This is a genomic window from Achromobacter sp. RW408, from assembly GCF_003184165.1.
In the GTDB taxonomy this organism is placed as follows: Bacteria; Pseudomonadota; Gammaproteobacteria; order Burkholderiales; family Burkholderiaceae_B; genus Achromobacter; species Achromobacter xylosoxidans.
In genome coordinates, this window is record NZ_QHHO01000049.1 from 2,197,266 (window position 1) to 2,211,843 (window position 14,578).

Sequence of the window (14,578 nt, forward strand, 5' to 3'; positions counted from 1 at the left end):
GCGTTCCTCAGGGTCAGGGTTTCAGGTCCAGGGCGATGGCGCCCAGCTCGTGTTCACCGCGAGCGGTCAATTGCTCGGCCTTCTGCGGCGGCCACTGGAAGGGGATGCGCAGCAGCTCGCGGCCGCCGACTTCGCGTGCCGCTTCCACCACCACCGCATACTGGCCGGGCTTCAGGCCGGCCAGCGGCTTGGCGGCGGCATCGAAGCGCAGGGCATGCTTGCCCACCGGCTTGGTGGCGCCACTGACGCCGTCGACCGGGAAGGTCTGGTTGCGGCCGCTGCGGCGCCACCACTGGCGCATGTCCTTGAGCCATTCGGTGCCTTCGTTGTTCTTCTTGGCCACGTCGTACCAGACGGCCAGGTCGGCGGCCACGCTCTGGTCGGGGTTCTCGATCCAGATGGCGACGTAGGGGCGGTGGTACTCGGCCACGTCCAGCCGCGGCACTTCGATGGACAGGCCGATGTCGGCCGCATGGGCCGTTCGGGCGATCAGGCCGGCCAGCATGGCCGACAGCAACAGCTTGCGCATGGATATCTCCAGGGCGGATCGGATGGATCAGTGAATGAAAAGCAGCGCCAGTACCAGCGGGATCACGACGCCCAGGCCGACCATGGGCCAGGTGGCGCCGCGGTTGCCCGCGTGCATCTTGAGCAGTACCAGCCCGGTCAGGGCAAAGACCAGACAGGCGATGGCGAAGATGTCGAGGAACCAGCTCCAGGCCAGGCCGGTGTTGCGCCCCTTGTGCAGGTCATTCAGATAGGCGATCCAGCCGCGCTCGGTGCGTTCGTATTCGATGTCGCCGCTGGCGCGATTGATGGACAGCCAGGCGTCGCCGCCGGCGCGCGGCAGCGACAGGTAGACCTCGTCGGCCGACCATTCGGCCGGCCTGCCGCCGGTGGCCGCGCCCAGTTCGCGGTCGAGCCAGTCGGCCACGGCGATGGGCAGCGGGGCCTTTTTCTGTCCATCGGGCGCCGTCAGTTGCGCCCGCACGGCGTCGGGCAAGCGGGCCTCGCGCGTGGTGACGACGGCCTTCGATTCGATGTGGGAGGCGTTGTTCAGCGTCAGCCCGGTGATGGCGAACAGCAGCATGCCCAGCAGGCACAGCGCCGAGCTGATCCAATGCCATTGGTGCAGCGTCTTGAGCCAAGAGGCCCGGCGGCGGGAGGAGGCGTGACTGTCCATGGGGGGCTGGAATTCAAGGGCCGGAGTCTAACATCCAATGAGAATGAATCTTATAAAACACATCGTTAATGTGCGAAGGAGATTTCAATCGGTTTCGGAGGGAACCGGGGCGGGGCTAAGATAAAGCACCCGTTACACACCACCGGAGGTCGTCATGCTTGACTCGCAAGTCGTGGATCAGATCGGTCGTCACTGGGGTTGGGTGGCATTGCGCGGCGTCGTCGCCATCCTGTTCGGCCTGATGGCCATGTTCATGCCGGCGATCACCTTGTCGGCGCTGGTGCTGGTGTGGGGCGCGTTCGCGCTGGCCGACGGCGTGCTGGCGCTGATCGCCGGCATCCGCATCCGCGAGCGCGGCAAGCCGCTGTGGGCGCTGATCATCGTCGGCCTGTTGGGCGTGGCGGCCGGCATCGTCACCTTCCTGTGGCCAGGCCTGACGGCGTTGATCCTGCTCTACATCATCGCCATCTGGGCGCTGGTGGCGGGCGTGTTCCAGATCGTCGCCGCAATCCGCTTTCGCAAGGAAATCCGCAACGAGTGGTTCCTGGCGCTGTCCGGCCTGGTATCTATCCTGTTCGGCGCCATGCTGGTGTTGCAGCCGGGCGCGGGGGCGCTGGCCCTGGTGTGGGTCATCGGCATCTACGCCGTGTTCTTTGGCATACTGCTGCTGGTCTTTTCCTTGCGCCTGAAGCAGCACCGCGCGCCCTGAGTCCATGTCCGCCTACCAGACCCTGATTCCCCTGAACTTCCTGGCCGTGGGCCTGGGCGCCATGTTCGGCGCCTGGGCGCGCTGGCTGGTCAGCCTGTGGCTCAACACCGAGTCGTGGCCCTGGGGCACGCTGGCGGTCAATCTGGCCGGGGGATATCTGGTGGGACTGGCGCTGGCGCTGGTGGCCGGTCATCCGGAATGGCCGACCTGGGTGCGGCTGGGGGCCATCACCGGTTTCATGGGCGGGCTGACCACGTTTTCGACTTTCTCGGCCGAAACCGTGGCGATGCTCGAGCGCGGCGCCTATGGCGGCGCGCTGGGCTACGCCGGCTTCAGCCTGCTCGGGTCCCTGTTGCTGACGGGCCTGGGACTGGCGACGGCCAGCCTGTTGCGCTGAATCTGCCGCTGCCCGCGCCAAGGCGGCGCGGCGCGCGCCGATACGCGCCGGCGCATTGCCATGGGCGCTGCGCGCCTCAGTCGTCCGCCCGCGGATTCAGCACCCGCGCCGCGTCCAGGCCGCTGCGCACCGCGCCTTCCAGCACGCCGGGGTAGCCGGTGTCGGTCCAGTCGCCTGCCAGCGCCAGCGTCGGCCACGGCGTGCTGTTCAACGGCCGGGTCAGGCCCGGCACCGCCGCAAAGGTGGCGCGCTTTTCGATGAACAGTTCCGCCGCCGCGACTTCCGGCATCGGCGGCAGCCGCTGCGGATAACCGGCGGCCTGCTCGGCCACCTGGTCGATGAGGGCCTCGATGGCCTGCTGGCGGTTGCGTTCGGCCAGGCCGGTGGCCGCGCTCGCCACCACCGCCAATTCACCGGCCTGGGCGTCGCCGGCGAGTTGCGCGCGGTCGAACAGCCATTGGCCGATATGGCCGCGGCCCGGTTCCTCGCGCAGCATCATCATGGGTTCGGGCAGGCGCCACGGGCCGGCCAGGCGCAGGTTGAGGGTGGCGATCGGCAGATAGTCGAAGGCCCGCAGCGCGTCCAGCAGGCCGGTCGCGCCCACTGCGCGCAGCGGCGCATCCAGCAGGCGCGCGGCGAACGCCGGCGGCACCGCCAGCACGGCGGCGTCGAAACGTTCCTGGTTGATGTCGATGCCGTCTTGCGAGGGCCGCAGCTGGCGCACCGTGCTGCCGTAGCGCATCGTGACCTGGCGCGCGGCGGCGTCGGGCCACAGCGCCGACAGGTCGGTGCAGGGCAGCAGCAGGTCGCTGTCTTCACGGCGGCCGGCCAGGCTGTCGCGCAGCACGCGGGCGAACAGCGCGGCGCTGGCGCTGGCCACCGGCGTGTTCAGCGCGGCCAGGCACAGCGGTTCCCAGACCTGGCGGATCAGGGCGTCGGACTGCGCGTGATAGTGCAGCAGCTGCTGCACGGTCCAGTCGCGCGGCGGGGTCCAGGACATGGCGCGCAGGCCGCGCATCAGGCGCAGTGTGGCGTAGCGGTCGGCCCACGACAGGCCGCGCGCGCCCAGGATCGCCACCGCCATGTGCAGGGGCGCGGGCAGGCGCGGCGCCGACAGGCGGAAGCGCCCATCCAGGCTGGCCAGCCGCAGCGGGCGGCGCATCAGCAGGGCATCGGGATTGCGGCCCACGCGGCGCATCAGCGCCAGCGTGTGCTTGTAGGCGCCCGACAGCAGGTGCTGGCCGTTGTCCAGCGGCGATTCGAAGCCGTCATGGAACACGCGCCGGGCGCGGCCGCCGGGCGTGTGGCCGGCTTCGAACACGGTGACCTTGGCGCCGGCCTCGCGCAGGGCGACGCTGGCCGCCAGGCCCGCCCAGCCGGCGCCGATGACCGCGGCCTTCACCGCGCCAACCGGCGGACCAGCCCGCGTCCGCCGCCCACCCAGGTTTTCCACGCCAGCCACAGCTTGCGCAGCGGCGTCAGCGAGATGCGCTGGTGCAGCACCTGCCAGTTGTCGCGCTCGATCTCATCGAGCAGGGCATGGTAGATCGCCGCCATCATCAGGCCGGGACGCTGCGCGCGCCGGTCGGCTTCGGGCAGGCTGCGCATCGCCTCGCGGTACAGCTCGCGGGCGCGCTCGGCCTGGAACTTCATCAGCGCCGAGAAGCGTTCGGAATATTCGCCGTTCAGGATATCCGAGGCCTTGACCTCGAACTGCTGCATGTCGTTGACCGGGATGTAGATGCGGCCGCGGCGGGCATCGTCGCCGACGTCGCGGATGATGTTGGTCATCTGGAACGCCAGGCCGAGCTTCTCGGCGTAGACCAGCGTGGCCGGATCGGTGTAGCCGAAGACGCCGGCCGACAGTTCGCCGACCACGCCGGCGGCGTGCCAGCAATACTTGCGCAGGCCGGGCCAGTCCAGGTAGCGGGTCTGGTCCAGGTCCATTTCCATGCCGTCGACCACCGCCAGCAGGCGCTCGCGGGTGATCGAACAGCTCTGCAGGTGCGGCTGCAGCGCGCGGGTCACGGGATGGTCGGGCTTGCCGTCGAACATCTGGTCGACCTGCGTGCGCCACCAGGCCAGCTTGATGCGCGCCAGCGACGGGTCGGTGCATTCGTCAACCACGTCGTCGACCTCGCGGCAATAGGCGTACAGCGCCGTGATGGCGCGACGCCGCTCGGGCGGCAGGAACAGGAAGGAATAGTAGAAGCTGGAACCGCTCTTGGCGGCTTTCTCCTGGCAGTACTCGTCAGGGGTCATAGTTGGCAGGGCCGGTTGCTTACTTGATGGAGCGCCAGAGCATGATGGCCCAGTCCTTGGCGCCCAATTCGGGTCGGTTCATGAATACATCGTAGCCGCTCGCCTCGATCCGCTCCAGCACGCGCAGCCCGCCTTGCACCACCAGGCGCAGCTCCAGGCCGATGCGGCCCGGCAGGCGGCGCGCCAGCGGAGCGCCGAAGTGTAGCAGTGCGCGGGCGCGTTCCACCTCGAACGCCATCAGGGCGCGCCAGCCCGGCGTCAGGCGGCAGGCGGCCAGGTCCTCTTCCGAGACGTCGAAGCGGTTCAGGTCTTCCTGCGGCAGGTAGACGCGGTGCTTGTGCCAATCGACCCGCACGTCCTGCCAGAAGTTCACCAATTGCAGCCCGGTGCAGATGGCGTCCGATTGTTCCACGTCGCGCGGATCGGTGGCGTCGAACAGGTGCAGCATCAGCCGCCCGACGGGGTTGGCCGAGCGGGTGCAGTAGTCGGCCAGCGCGGCGTAATCGTCGTAGCGCTTGACGCTGATGTCCTGCTCGAAGGCCGACAGCAGGTCGTAGAAGGGCGTGATGGGCAACTGGTGGCGGGCGATGGTGGCCGCCAGCGGCACGAAGATGCCGGCCAGTTCGGGGGCGCCGGGGGCCGGCACCGCGCCCGGTTCGGCGCCGATACGATGCAGCTCGGCGCGGAATGCGGCCAATTGGGCCAACCGTTCGTCGTCGCTGGCCGCGCCTTCGTCGGCGATATCGTCGGCGGCGCGGGCGAACCGGTACAGATCGGTCACGGCGCCACGCAGCCGACGCGGCAACAGCAGCGAGGCGACGGGAAAATTCTCGTAGTGATCGATGGGCATGGGTCTGGTCCTGCGGTCCTGCGGGGTTGCTTTTTTGCGCGGCGCTCCGGCCGCGCCGGCGCAAGTGCGGCCCAGGCGGGAGGCCGACCCATTTTAGATGACCGGCGCGCCCGCGGCCCCGCGCCGCCGCCGCGCCGATCAGTTAGACTTAAGCGCCACAGGATCTCATACCATGCCCCGCCCAATTTCCGCCACCGTTTCCGTTTCCGCCCTGGCCCACAACCTGGCCGCCGTACGCCGCCACCTCGACCAGACCGCCGCCGCCGCGTCCGGCGTGGCGCCGTCGATCTGGGCAGTGATCAAGGCCAATGCCTACGGCCACGGCATCGAGCAGGCGGTCGCCGGCTTCTCCAAGGCGCAGGGCCTGGCCATGCTCGACCTGGACGAAGCGGTGCGCTGCCGCGAGGCCGGCTGGGGCGGGCCGATCCTGCTGCTCGAAGGCTTCTTCAATCCGTCCGATCTCGACATCGTCGACCGCTACCACCTGAGCGTCACGGTGCACCAGCGCGAGCAACTCGACATGCTGGCCCGCGCGCGCCTGTCGCGGCGGGTCGACATCATGCTCAAGCTCAACAGCGGCATGAACCGGCTGGGTTTTTCCCCGGCCGCCTATCCCGCCGCCCATGAGCGGGCGCTGCTGCTGCAACAGCAGGGCGTGATCGGCTCGCTCGGCAAGATGACCCATTTCGCCTGCGCCGACGGTCCCCAGGGCATCACCGAGCAACTGGCCGTGTTCAATTCGGTGACGCATAAGATGGCGGCGGGACCCATCAGCGTCTGCAACTCCGCGGCCACGCTGCGCTTTGCCGAGATCGCCGTGGGGTCCGAGGCCCAGGCGCACTGGGTCCGCCCCGGCATCTGCCTGTACGGCGCCTCGCCATTCGCCGACGCCGAGGCCGCCGCCTTCGGCCTCAAGCCGGCCATGTCGCTGCGCTCCGAGATCATCGCGGTGCAGGAATTGAAGGCCGGCGATTCGGTTGGCTACGGCGCGTTGTTCCGGGCCGACCGGCCCATGCGGGTCGGCATCGTGGCCTGCGGCTACGCCGACGGCTATCCGCGCCACGCCGCCACCGGCACCCCGGTGGTCGTGGCCGGCATCCGCACCCGGTTGGTGGGCCGGGTTTCGATGGATATGCTGATCGTCGACCTGGACCCGATTCCGGCCGCGGGCGTCGGCGCCCCGGTTTCGCTGTGGGGCGAAGAGGGGCCGTCGGTGGACGAAGTCGCGCTGGCGGCCGGCACCATTGGTTACGAGCTGCTCTGCGCCCTGGCGCCCCGCGTCCCGGTCACCCGGGACGCCTGATGCGTTCCGGCGCGGTCGCTGGCCACCCCTTGATCGTTTTTTGAGCACTCCCGGCGCGTTTTTCCGGCGCCTGGGCAGCGGGCGCCTTCCAAGCGCCTGATTTTTCTCCGGAAAGCCGCGCGCCCGATCCGAGGCGGAGGGTGTCCGGCACGCAAGAATTGCTACGCAATTTACAAGACAGGTAACGCCGGATGGTGTCTACTTGAAGACCGGGCGCCCAAGCGCCCGTTTTCGCCCCAGTAACGAACAACGAGGTTTCGATCCATGAAGGACAAATGCGTGCTCATCACGGGCGCCACCAAAGGCATAGGCTGGGCCCTTACTCAGCGGCTGTCCGACATGGGTTGTCATGTGGTCGGTATCGCGCGCAATACCGGCGATGTGGACTTTCCCGGCTACCTCTATGCCTGTGACCTGGCCGACGCCGGCCGCACCGAGGAAGTGCTGCGCGAGATCCGCGAGAAATTCCCGGTCGATGCCGTGGTCAACAACGTCGGCATCGCCTCGCCCCAGCCGCTGGGCGAGATCGACCTGGCCACCCTCTACAACGTGCTGGACCTGAACGTGCGCGTCGCCGTGCAGGTCACCCAGGCCTTCATCGAATCGATGAAAGCGCGCCGCGCCGGCCGTATCGTCAACGTCTGCAGCCGCGCCATCCACGGCGGCCTGGAACGCACCGCCTATTCGGCCGCCAAGAGCGCGCTGGTCGGCTGCACCCGCACCTGGGCGCTGGAGCTGGCCGAATACGGCGTGACCGCCAACGCGGTGGCGCCGGGCCCCATCGAAACCGAGATGTTCCGCGCCACCCGCCCGGCGGGCAGCGAAGGCGAAAAGCGCGCGCTGGCCTCGGTGCCGATGAAGCGCCTGGGCACGCCGGCCGAAGTGGCCGCCGCCATCGCCTTCCTGCTGTCGGACGACGCCGGCTTCATCACCGGCCAGGTGCTGGGCGTGGATGGCGGCGGCAGCCTGGGCGGCCGCTCCTGATCGCCCGGATCGGGCCAGGCGGCACGGCCCATCTGGCTACGCCGTTCCTGGCCTCCGATGGAAAAACCGGCGCCCGTGGGCGCCGGTTTTTTCCGTTGCTTCCCGCCGGGCTCAGTACGGCCCGCCGGCCTTGCCGACCGGCTTGAGGTCCTTGAACTCGCCGGCCAGCTTTTCGGCCGCGCGCGCCAGCAGCACCGCGTCCACGCCCACCGCGACGAAGGTCGCGCCCAGCGACAGATAGTGCCTGGCCTGCGCCACGCCGCTGTGCAGGATGCCGGCCGCCTTGCCCGACTTGACGATGCGGCCGATGGCCGCGTCGATGGTGCGGGCGACCTCGGGATGCTCGGGCTGGCCCAGGTAGCCCATGCTGGCCGACAGGTCGGCCGGGCCGATGAAGGCGCCGTCCACGCCGTCCACCGCCAGGATGTCTTCCAGCGCATCGACGCCGCGCGGCGTCTCGATCTGCACCAGCACGCACATCTCGTCGTTGGCGCGCTCCAGGTAGTTGGGGATGCGGTTCCAGCGCGACGAACGCGCCAGCGCGCTGCCCACGCCACGGATGCCGGCGGGCGGATAACGCACCGCGGCCACGGCGGCGGCGGCCTCTTCGGCCGACTGCACCATCGGCACCAGCAGCGTCTGGGCGCCCGTGTCGAGGATCTGCTTGATCTGCACCGGGTCGTTCCAGGCCGGGCGCACCACCGGCGCCACCGGATAGGCGGCCACCGATTGCAACTGCGCCAGCGTGGTCTGCAGCGTGTTGGGGGCGTGCTCGCCGTCGATCAGCAGCCAGTCGAAGCCGGCGCCGGCGATGATCTCGGAGGTGTAGGCGCTGGCCAGCCCGGCCCACAGGCCGATCTGGGGCGTGCCGGCGCGCAGCGCGCGCTTGAACTGATTGGTCAGGATATCCATGGGCCGCGTTGAGGTCAGATGAAATGGCAGTTGACGGAGCCGAGCACACCGTAGTCGACGTTGAAGGTGTCGCCGGGGCGCGCGGCCACCGGACGGGTGAAGGACCCCGACAGGATGATCTCGCCCGCTTCCAGCGCCACGTCGTGCGCGGCCAGCTTGTTCGCCAGCCATACTACGCCATTGGCGGGATGGTTCAAGACGCCGGCGGCCACGCCGGTTTCTTCGATCACCGCGTTGCGCGACAGGATCGCGCCGATCCAGCGCAGGTCCAGTTCGCCGATCTTCACCGGCCGGCCGCCCATCACCACGCCGGCGTTGGCCGCGTTGTCGGCGATGGTGTCGAACACCTTGCGCGGGCGCTTGCTGTCGGGGTCGATGCCGTGCGAGCGGGCATCGATGATCTCCAGCGCCGGGATCACGTAGTCGACCGCGTCGTACACCTGGAACAGCGTCACGTTCGGGCCTTGCAGGCGCTTGCCCAGCACGAAGGCCAGCTCCACTTCCAGGCGCGGCAGGATGAAGCGGCCGGCGGGAATGTCGCCGCCGTCCTCGAAGAACATGTCATCGAGCAACATGCCGAAATCGGGCTCGTCGATCTGCGACGACAGCTGCATGGCGCGCGAGGTCAGGCCGATCTTGTGGCCGCGCTTGACGCGGCCTTCGCCCAGCTTGATGTCCATCCAGGCGCGCTGGATGGCGTAGGCGTCGGCGATGGTGATGTCGGGGTGCTCCAGCGAGATCTGGCGGATCTGCTGGCGGCTGCGTTCGGCGTCGTGCAGGCGCGCCGCCAGGGCGCGCACGGTGGAAGTGTCAAGCATGCGGGGAATATCCAGGTAAGGGAAATCAGGCGGGGCAGGGCACCAGCGTGTTGACGAGCCGGCCGATGCCGTCGATTTCGGTCACGACCTCGTCGCCCGGCTGCACGTTGACGATGCCGTCGGGCGTGCCAGTCAGGATCAGGTCGCCGGGCGACAGCGTCATGAAGCCGCTGAAGTAAGCGATCAGGGCGGGGATGTCGAACACCATGTCGCGGGTGTTGCCGCGCTGGGTCTCGACACCGTTGACGGTGGTGCGCAGGTCCAGGTTCATCGGGTCGGCCACGTCGTCGCGGTCCACCAGCCACGGCCCCAGCGGCGTGCAGGTGTCGCGGCTCTTGACGCGCAGGTTGGGGCGATACCAGTTTTCCAGGTAGTCGCGCAGCGCGTAGTCGTTGGCCACGGTGTAGCCGGCCACGTAGTCGTAGGCCTGCGCGCGCGTCACGTTGCGGGCGGTCTTGCCGATCACCACGGCCAGTTCGCATTCGTAGTGCATGAAGCCCACGTCGGCCGGCCGCAGCGTGCGCGCGCGATGGCCGACGAAGGTGTTGGCGGCCTTGAGAAAACCCAGCGGTTCGGCCGGCGCCTTGAACGCCAGTTCCTTGGCGTGGTCGGCATAGTTGATGGCCAGCGTGAAGGTGGTGCGCGGCTCGATCGGCGGCAGCCAGGTCACCGCGTCCTCGGCCAGCAGGCGGCCGTCCGCCAGGCGGATCTGGCCGTTGCCAGCGTCGGTGGCGGCGTGGATGGCGCCTTCGTAGGCGATGCGTGCGTGTTTCATGGCGGGTTCCGTGAGGGCGCCTCAGGCGCCGGCGATGAGCGTGTTGCCGAGCGCGCCGACCTGGGCGATGCGGATTTCGTAGCGTTGCCCGGCGCGCGCCAGCGGGGCGTCGGCGCGGGCGCCGGCCAGCAGGATGTCGCCGGGTTCGAAGCTCATGAATTCGGTGACGTCGGCGATCAGGCGCGCCACCGGCCGCACCAGGTCGGCGGTGCTGGCGCGCTGTGCCAGCGCGCCGTCGACCCAGACCTCGATGCCGAGCGCGTCGGGATCCGGCACCGCCGCGACCGGCGCCAGTTCGCGGCCGATCGGGCAGAAGCCGTCGCGGCACTGCTGCTTGAGCGCGGGCCGGAAATAGCTGTCGTGCGGCGCCGACAGGTCGGCCACCACGCGATAGCCGGCCACGTGGGCCAGGGCCTCGGCTTCGCTGACGCGGCTGGCGCGGCGGCCGAACACGATGCCCAGGCTGGCGCCGATGCGCACTTCGGGCACGTCGGCCGGCAACGCGATCGCATCGCCGTCGGCGGCATAGGTGTTGGCCGGCTTGATGTACAGCACCGGCGCGCGCGGCGCGGCCTGGTAGGGCGGCGCATTCATCGCCTCGCCCAGCGCGGCCAGCGCCTGGCGCGTATTGAGCGCCGCGCCCGCAACGGTGCGCGGCAGCGCGGCGGCGCGGGCCGCCAGGTATTCGCGATAGTTGCTCTGCTTGTAGTTGAGCACCGCGTCGGCTTCCTCGACCTGCAGCGACAGGCCCAGCGGCCGGCGCGCCATTTCCGGCGCCAGCGCGTCGCGCAGGGCCTGGAACGTGCGCTCGCCCAATGCCGCCTGCTGCGCGGCGCTGCGGCCGTGGCCGATGCGCAGCAGCACGTGCACGAAAGCGTTGTCGGGATGGCCGTCGGCGATCAGGTAGTCATCGATCCGCACGGCGCGGCTGCGGGCGCCCGCCAGCGGATACAGGCTGCCGTCGCCCACGGCGGCGTCCTGGACCGCGCGCATCAGGGCGCGGGTGTCCAGGTCGAGGTTGGCGGAATACTCAATCCAGATATGGGGCATGGCAGGCGCGGGACCGGGCCGATATAGTTAGCATGTTAATCATAATAGTGAAAAACCGGGGCCGCGGCAATCGACGCGGCTGGCGCGCGACAGGGGTTTTCCGCCGTTGACAGGGGCGCGAAGGCCAGCATAAAGTTAACTCGTTAACTAAATTTTCGCATCGCCGCCGGATTCCCTCCGCCGGCCATCGCGGGACGCGAGGAGACGCACGTGAGCATCAAGCACTGGATCAACGGCAGGCAGGTCGATAGCGCCGACCGCTTCACCACCTTCAACCCGGCCACGGGCGAGGCCATCGACGAAGTGGCCGCCGGCGGCCAGGCCGAGATCGATGCCGCCGTTGCGGCCGCGGCCGAGGCTTTTCCCAAGTGGGCCGGCACGCCCGCCAAGGAGCGCGCGCGCCTCATGCGGCGGCTGGGCGAACTGATCGACCGCAATGTGCCGCACTTGGCCGAGCTGGAAACGCGGGACACCGGCCTGCCGATCTCGCAGACGCGCAAGCAGCTGATTCCGCGCGCCTCCGAGAACTTCACCTTCTTCGCCGAAGTCTGCACCCGCATGAACGGCCACACCTACCCGGTGGACGACCAGATGCTGAACTACACGCTCTACCAGCCGGTGGGCGTGTGCGCGCTGGTATCGCCCTGGAACGTGCCTTTCATGACCGCGACCTGGAAGACCGCGCCCTGCCTGGCGCTGGGCAATACCGCCGTGCTGAAGATGTCGGAGCTGTCGCCGCTGACGGCCGACCAGCTCGGCCTGCTGGCGCTGGAAGCCGGCATTCCGCCCGGCGTGCTGAATGTGGTGCAGGGCTATGGCGCCACCGCCGGCGACGCGCTGGTGCGCCATCCCGGCGTGCGCGCGATCTCGTTCACCGGCGGCACCGTCACCGGCAAGAAGATCATGGCGAGCGCGGGCGGCATCAAGAAGTTCTCGATGGAGCTGGGCGGCAAGTCGCCGGTGCTGGTGTTCGACGATGCCGACGTCGAGCGCGCGCTGGACGCCGCGCTGTTCACCATCTTCTCGCTCAACGGCGAGCGCTGCACCGCGGGCTCGCGCATCTTCGTGCAGGAATCGATCTACGATGACTTCGTGCGCCGCTTCGCCGAGCGCGCCAACCGCCTGGTGGTGGGCGACCCGACCGATGAAACGACAAACGTGGGCGCGATGATCACGCGCCAGCACTGGGAAAAGGTCACCGGCTACATCCGCCTGGCCGGCGAAGAGGGCGCGCGCATCCTGGCCGGCGGCGCCGACGCGCCGCAGGGCATGCCGGCGCACCTGGCGGGCGGCAACTTCGTGCGTCCCACCGTGCTGGCCGACGTCGACAACCGCATGCGCTGCGCCCAGGAAGAGATCTTCGGCCCCGTCGCCTGCCTGATTCCGTTCAAGGACGAGGCCCATGGCCTGGCGCTGGCCAACGACGTCAAGTATGGCCTTGCCTCTTACATCTGGACCAGCGACATCGGCCGCGCCCACCGGCTGGCGCGCGGCATCGAGGCCGGCATGGTGTTCATCAACAGCCAGAACGTGCGCGACCTGCGCCAGCCGTTCGGCGGCACCAAGGAGTCCGGCACCGGCCGCGAGGGTGGTGAATACAGTTATGAAGTGTTTGCCGAGATCAAGAACGTCTGCGTCTCGATGGGCAGCCACCACATTCCGAAGTGGGGCGTCTGAAGGACGCCCGGATACCGAGAACAACAGGAGACAAGCATCATGGGCAAGCTCGCGCTGGCGGCCAAGGTAACGCATGTGCCGTCCATGTATCTATCTGAAATGCCCGGCCGCCATCACGGTTGCCGCGAGGCCGCCATCGAGGGCCATCGCCGCATTGGCCAGCGTTGCCGCGACCTGGACGTCGACACGCTGGTGGTGCTGGACGTGCACTGGCTGGTGAACGCCGGCTACCACATCAACTGCAACGAACGCTTCGCCGGCCGCTACACCAGCAACGAACTGCCGCACTTCATCAAGGACATGGACTACGCCTACCGCGGCGATCCGGCGCTGGGGCGGCGCATCGCCGAATGCGCCGGCGCCGCCGGCGTGCCTGCCCGCGCGCACGAGATCGCCAGCCTCGAACTGGAATACGGCACGCTGGTGCCGATGCGCTACATGAATGGCGACGACCGCTTCAAGGTGGTGTCGGTGGCGGCCTGGTGCGCCTGGCACGCGTTGGACGACAGCCGTCGCTTCGGCGCGGCCCTGCGGCAAGCCATCGAGCAGAGCGACAGCCGCGTGGCGGTGCTGGCCAGCGGCTCGTTGTCGCACCGCTTCAACGATAACGGCAGCCCCGAGGCCGCCATGCACCAGATCAGCCGCGAGTTCTACCGCCAGGTCGACCTGCGCGTGGTGGACCTGTGGCGCCAGGGCGACTGGAAGACCTTCTGCGCCATGCTGCCGGAATACGCCGAGCTGTGCGTGGGCGAGGGCGGCATGCATGACACCGCCATGCTGCTGGGATTGTTGGGCTGGGACGCCTACGACCGGCCGGCCGAGATCGTCACCGACTACTTCACCAGTTCGGGCACGGGGCAGATCAACGCCATCCTGCCCGTGCCCGACTGATTCATTCCGAGGCGGGGTCGCGCTTGATCAGCTCGACCATCGCGTCGACGTCGGTGTACAGGCGCTCGAGCAATTCCTTGCCGATCCGGTCTTCGATTTCCTGGTACTTGGCGTCCACTTGCGGACGCATGCGGTCGATCAGCTTGTTGCTCTTGGGCGTCAGGGAAATCTCCTGGCGCCGCTGGTCCGCGCTCGAACGCACCCGCTTGATCAGACCCTGTTCCTCCATGCCCGCCAGCATGCGCGTCAGGCTGGGGCTGAGGATCTGGCAACTGCGGGCGATCTGGTTGGGCTCCATCGCGCCCACTTCGCTCAGGGTGCGCAACACCCGCCATTGCTGCTCGGTGACGCCGGCGGCATGCAGGATGGGCCGGAAATGCGCCATCAGGGTTTCGCGCGCGTAAAGCAGCAGGTGGGGGAGGTTGCGGTGGTGGAAGCTGGGACTCATGGCGGCTATGTTAGCAAGAAGCCGTTCTTTTTCTGTTTGATTTCCGGGGACATCAACGTCCAGGCCCGCGACGGGCGCGGGCCTGGCAAACGAACGGGGGAAAGAAAAAAGGGTCAGGAAGCCGGGTTCTGCTGCGCCAGTTCCTGCAGGTCGTCGGGCAGCGTCAGGTCTGGCGCGCCTTGCTGCAGTTCACGCAGCGCGGCCACGGCGTCTTCCTGCTGATCGTCCTGCATCAAGGCACGGATGTGCGCCACGCGCGCCTCGATGTCCTGGTCGCTGAAGGCAACGGGTTCGGCGCTGGCGGTTTGTTCGGCCGCGG

16 protein-coding genes and 1 pseudogene are annotated in these 14,578 nt (G+C 68.7%); 6 read left to right on the top strand and 11 right to left on the bottom strand.

Annotated features, from left to right (window positions below; all coding sequences use genetic code 11):
- Positions 1 to 13: 13 nt before the first annotated feature.
- Together DK459_RS29580 and DK459_RS29585 are read right to left on the bottom strand one after the other, a co-directional pair.
- A complete protein-coding gene (locus DK459_RS29580) occupies positions 14 to 529 on the bottom strand; it encodes a DUF2271 domain-containing protein (protein WP_049054981.1) in 516 nt (171 codons plus the stop codon).
- A 27-nt stretch (positions 530 to 556) separates the two neighbouring features.
- Entirely contained in the window at positions 557 to 1,183 is a 627-nt protein-coding gene (locus DK459_RS29585) for a PepSY-associated TM helix domain-containing protein (RefSeq protein WP_110135226.1), read from the bottom strand.
- Between the two features lie 154 nt (positions 1,184 to 1,337).
- On the opposite strand from DK459_RS29585, the gene DK459_RS29590 reads away from it, so the two are divergent.
- Both DK459_RS29590 and DK459_RS29595 read left to right on the top strand, forming a co-directional pair.
- On the top strand, positions 1,338 to 1,892 hold the full coding sequence (locus DK459_RS29590; RefSeq protein WP_006384303.1) for an HdeD family acid-resistance protein: 555 nt from the start codon (positions 1,338 to 1,340) through the stop codon (positions 1,890 to 1,892).
- Positions 1,893 to 1,896: 4 nt separating this feature from the next.
- Entirely contained in the window at positions 1,897 to 2,289 is a 393-nt protein-coding gene (locus DK459_RS29595; RefSeq protein ID WP_053500258.1) for a CrcB family protein, read from the top strand.
- Between the two features lie 76 nt (positions 2,290 to 2,365).
- Here the strand turns inward: DK459_RS29595 and hpnE are convergent, their stop codons facing one another.
- The 3 genes from hpnE to hpnC are packed head-to-tail and all read right to left on the bottom strand — an operon-like array spanning position 2,366 to position 5,401.
- Positions 2,366 to 3,691: a hydroxysqualene dehydroxylase HpnE gene (gene hpnE, locus DK459_RS29600; protein ID WP_020928474.1), complete on the bottom strand. Its 1,326-nt coding sequence runs from the start codon at positions 3,689 to 3,691 to the stop codon at positions 2,366 to 2,368.
- Positions 3,688 to 4,551, bottom strand: coding sequence for a presqualene diphosphate synthase HpnD (hpnD, locus tag DK459_RS29605; RefSeq protein ID WP_006384298.1), 864 nt, complete (start codon positions 4,549 to 4,551; stop codon positions 3,688 to 3,690). The genes hpnE and hpnD overlap by 4 nt, the downstream gene beginning before the upstream one ends.
- Before the next feature lie 19 nt (positions 4,552 to 4,570).
- Positions 4,571 to 5,401, bottom strand: a complete 831-nt coding sequence (gene hpnC, locus DK459_RS29610) for a squalene synthase HpnC (protein WP_054443699.1) — start codon at positions 5,399 to 5,401, stop codon at positions 4,571 to 4,573.
- Between the two features lie 172 nt (positions 5,402 to 5,573).
- Here hpnC and alr point away from each other — a divergent pair, with 172 nt between their 5' ends.
- Complete coding sequence (gene alr, locus DK459_RS29615; RefSeq protein ID WP_006384296.1) at positions 5,574 to 6,704, top strand: alanine racemase; 1,131 nt, start codon at positions 5,574 to 5,576, stop codon at positions 6,702 to 6,704.
- A 264-nt stretch (positions 6,705 to 6,968) separates the two neighbouring features.
- Positions 6,969 to 7,688: an SDR family oxidoreductase gene (locus DK459_RS29620; RefSeq protein WP_020928472.1), complete on the top strand. Its 720-nt coding sequence runs from the start codon at positions 6,969 to 6,971 to the stop codon at positions 7,686 to 7,688.
- A gap of 111 nt (positions 7,689 to 7,799) precedes the next feature.
- Here DK459_RS29620 and hpaI read toward each other — a convergent pair whose 3' ends face one another.
- From hpaI to DK459_RS29640, 4 genes are read right to left on the bottom strand one after another with little or no spacing between them, the layout of a single operon-like run.
- The gene (gene hpaI / locus DK459_RS29625; RefSeq protein ID WP_049073069.1) at positions 7,800 to 8,600 is read right to left on the bottom strand and encodes a 4-hydroxy-2-oxoheptanedioate aldolase; all 801 of its coding nucleotides are present in this window, start codon (positions 8,598 to 8,600) and stop codon (positions 7,800 to 7,802) included.
- 14 nt (positions 8,601 to 8,614) lie between these two features.
- Entirely contained in the window at positions 8,615 to 9,418 is an 804-nt protein-coding gene (gene hpaH / locus DK459_RS29630) for a 2-oxo-hept-4-ene-1,7-dioate hydratase (RefSeq protein ID WP_006384293.1), read from the bottom strand.
- A 25-nt stretch (positions 9,419 to 9,443) separates the two neighbouring features.
- Positions 9,444 to 10,193, bottom strand: a complete 750-nt coding sequence (locus tag DK459_RS29635) for a fumarylacetoacetate hydrolase family protein (RefSeq protein ID WP_006384292.1) — start codon at positions 10,191 to 10,193, stop codon at positions 9,444 to 9,446.
- 21 nt (positions 10,194 to 10,214) lie between these two features.
- Positions 10,215 to 11,243, bottom strand: a complete 1,029-nt coding sequence (locus DK459_RS29640) for a fumarylacetoacetate hydrolase family protein (protein ID WP_006384291.1) — start codon at positions 11,241 to 11,243, stop codon at positions 10,215 to 10,217.
- Positions 11,244 to 11,453: 210 nt separating this feature from the next.
- On the opposite strand from DK459_RS29640, the gene hpaE reads away from it, so the two are divergent.
- Together hpaE and hpaD are read left to right on the top strand one after the other, a co-directional pair.
- Positions 11,454 to 12,920: a 5-carboxymethyl-2-hydroxymuconate semialdehyde dehydrogenase gene (hpaE, locus tag DK459_RS29645; RefSeq protein ID WP_076469104.1), complete on the top strand. Its 1,467-nt coding sequence runs from the start codon at positions 11,454 to 11,456 to the stop codon at positions 12,918 to 12,920.
- Positions 12,921 to 12,959: 39 nt separating this feature from the next.
- Positions 12,960 to 13,811, top strand: coding sequence for a 3,4-dihydroxyphenylacetate 2,3-dioxygenase (hpaD, locus tag DK459_RS29650; protein WP_006384289.1), 852 nt, complete (start codon positions 12,960 to 12,962; stop codon positions 13,809 to 13,811).
- Position 13,812: 1 nt separating this feature from the next.
- Here the strand turns inward: hpaD and hpaR are convergent, their stop codons facing one another.
- Positions 13,813 to 14,259 carry a homoprotocatechuate degradation operon regulator HpaR gene (gene hpaR / locus DK459_RS29655; protein WP_006384288.1) on the bottom strand — a complete coding sequence of 149 codons (447 nt, stop codon included), beginning with the start codon at positions 14,257 to 14,259 and terminating at the stop codon, positions 13,813 to 13,815.
- A gap of 113 nt (positions 14,260 to 14,372) precedes the next feature.
- Positions 14,373 to 14,578: pseudogene (locus DK459_RS29660) on the bottom strand (hypothetical protein); the annotation flags it as partial.

Bases quoted from the DNA above. Each gene is read 5' to 3' on its own strand.
- DK459_RS29635 (WP_006384292.1), bottom strand. From the start codon at position 10,193: ATGAAACACGCACGCATCGCCTACGAAGGCGCCATCCACGCCGCCACC.
- DK459_RS29585 (WP_110135226.1), bottom strand. From the start codon at position 1,183: ATGGACAGTCACGCCTCCTCCCGCCGCCGGGCCTCTTGGCTCAAGACG.
- hpnD (WP_006384298.1), bottom strand. From the start codon at position 4,551: ATGACCCCTGACGAGTACTGCCAGGAGAAAGCCGCCAAGAGCGGTTCC.
- DK459_RS29590 (WP_006384303.1), top strand. From the start codon at position 1,338: ATGCTTGACTCGCAAGTCGTGGATCAGATCGGTCGTCACTGGGGTTGG.
- hpaD (WP_006384289.1), top strand. From the start codon at position 12,960: ATGGGCAAGCTCGCGCTGGCGGCCAAGGTAACGCATGTGCCGTCCATG.
- hpnC (WP_054443699.1), bottom strand. From the start codon at position 5,401: ATGCCCATCGATCACTACGAGAATTTTCCCGTCGCCTCGCTGCTGTTG.
- DK459_RS29640 (WP_006384291.1), bottom strand. From the start codon at position 11,243: ATGCCCCATATCTGGATTGAGTATTCCGCCAACCTCGACCTGGACACC.
- hpaI (WP_049073069.1), bottom strand. From the start codon at position 8,600: ATGGATATCCTGACCAATCAGTTCAAGCGCGCGCTGCGCGCCGGCACG.
- hpaR (WP_006384288.1), bottom strand. From the start codon at position 14,259: ATGAGTCCCAGCTTCCACCACCGCAACCTCCCCCACCTGCTGCTTTAC.
- DK459_RS29620 (WP_020928472.1), top strand. From the start codon at position 6,969: ATGAAGGACAAATGCGTGCTCATCACGGGCGCCACCAAAGGCATAGGC.
- alr (WP_006384296.1), top strand. From the start codon at position 5,574: ATGCCCCGCCCAATTTCCGCCACCGTTTCCGTTTCCGCCCTGGCCCAC.
- DK459_RS29580 (WP_049054981.1), bottom strand. From the start codon at position 529: ATGCGCAAGCTGTTGCTGTCGGCCATGCTGGCCGGCCTGATCGCCCGA.
- DK459_RS29595 (WP_053500258.1), top strand. From the start codon at position 1,897: ATGTCCGCCTACCAGACCCTGATTCCCCTGAACTTCCTGGCCGTGGGC.
- hpaH (WP_006384293.1), bottom strand. From the start codon at position 9,418: ATGCTTGACACTTCCACCGTGCGCGCCCTGGCGGCGCGCCTGCACGAC.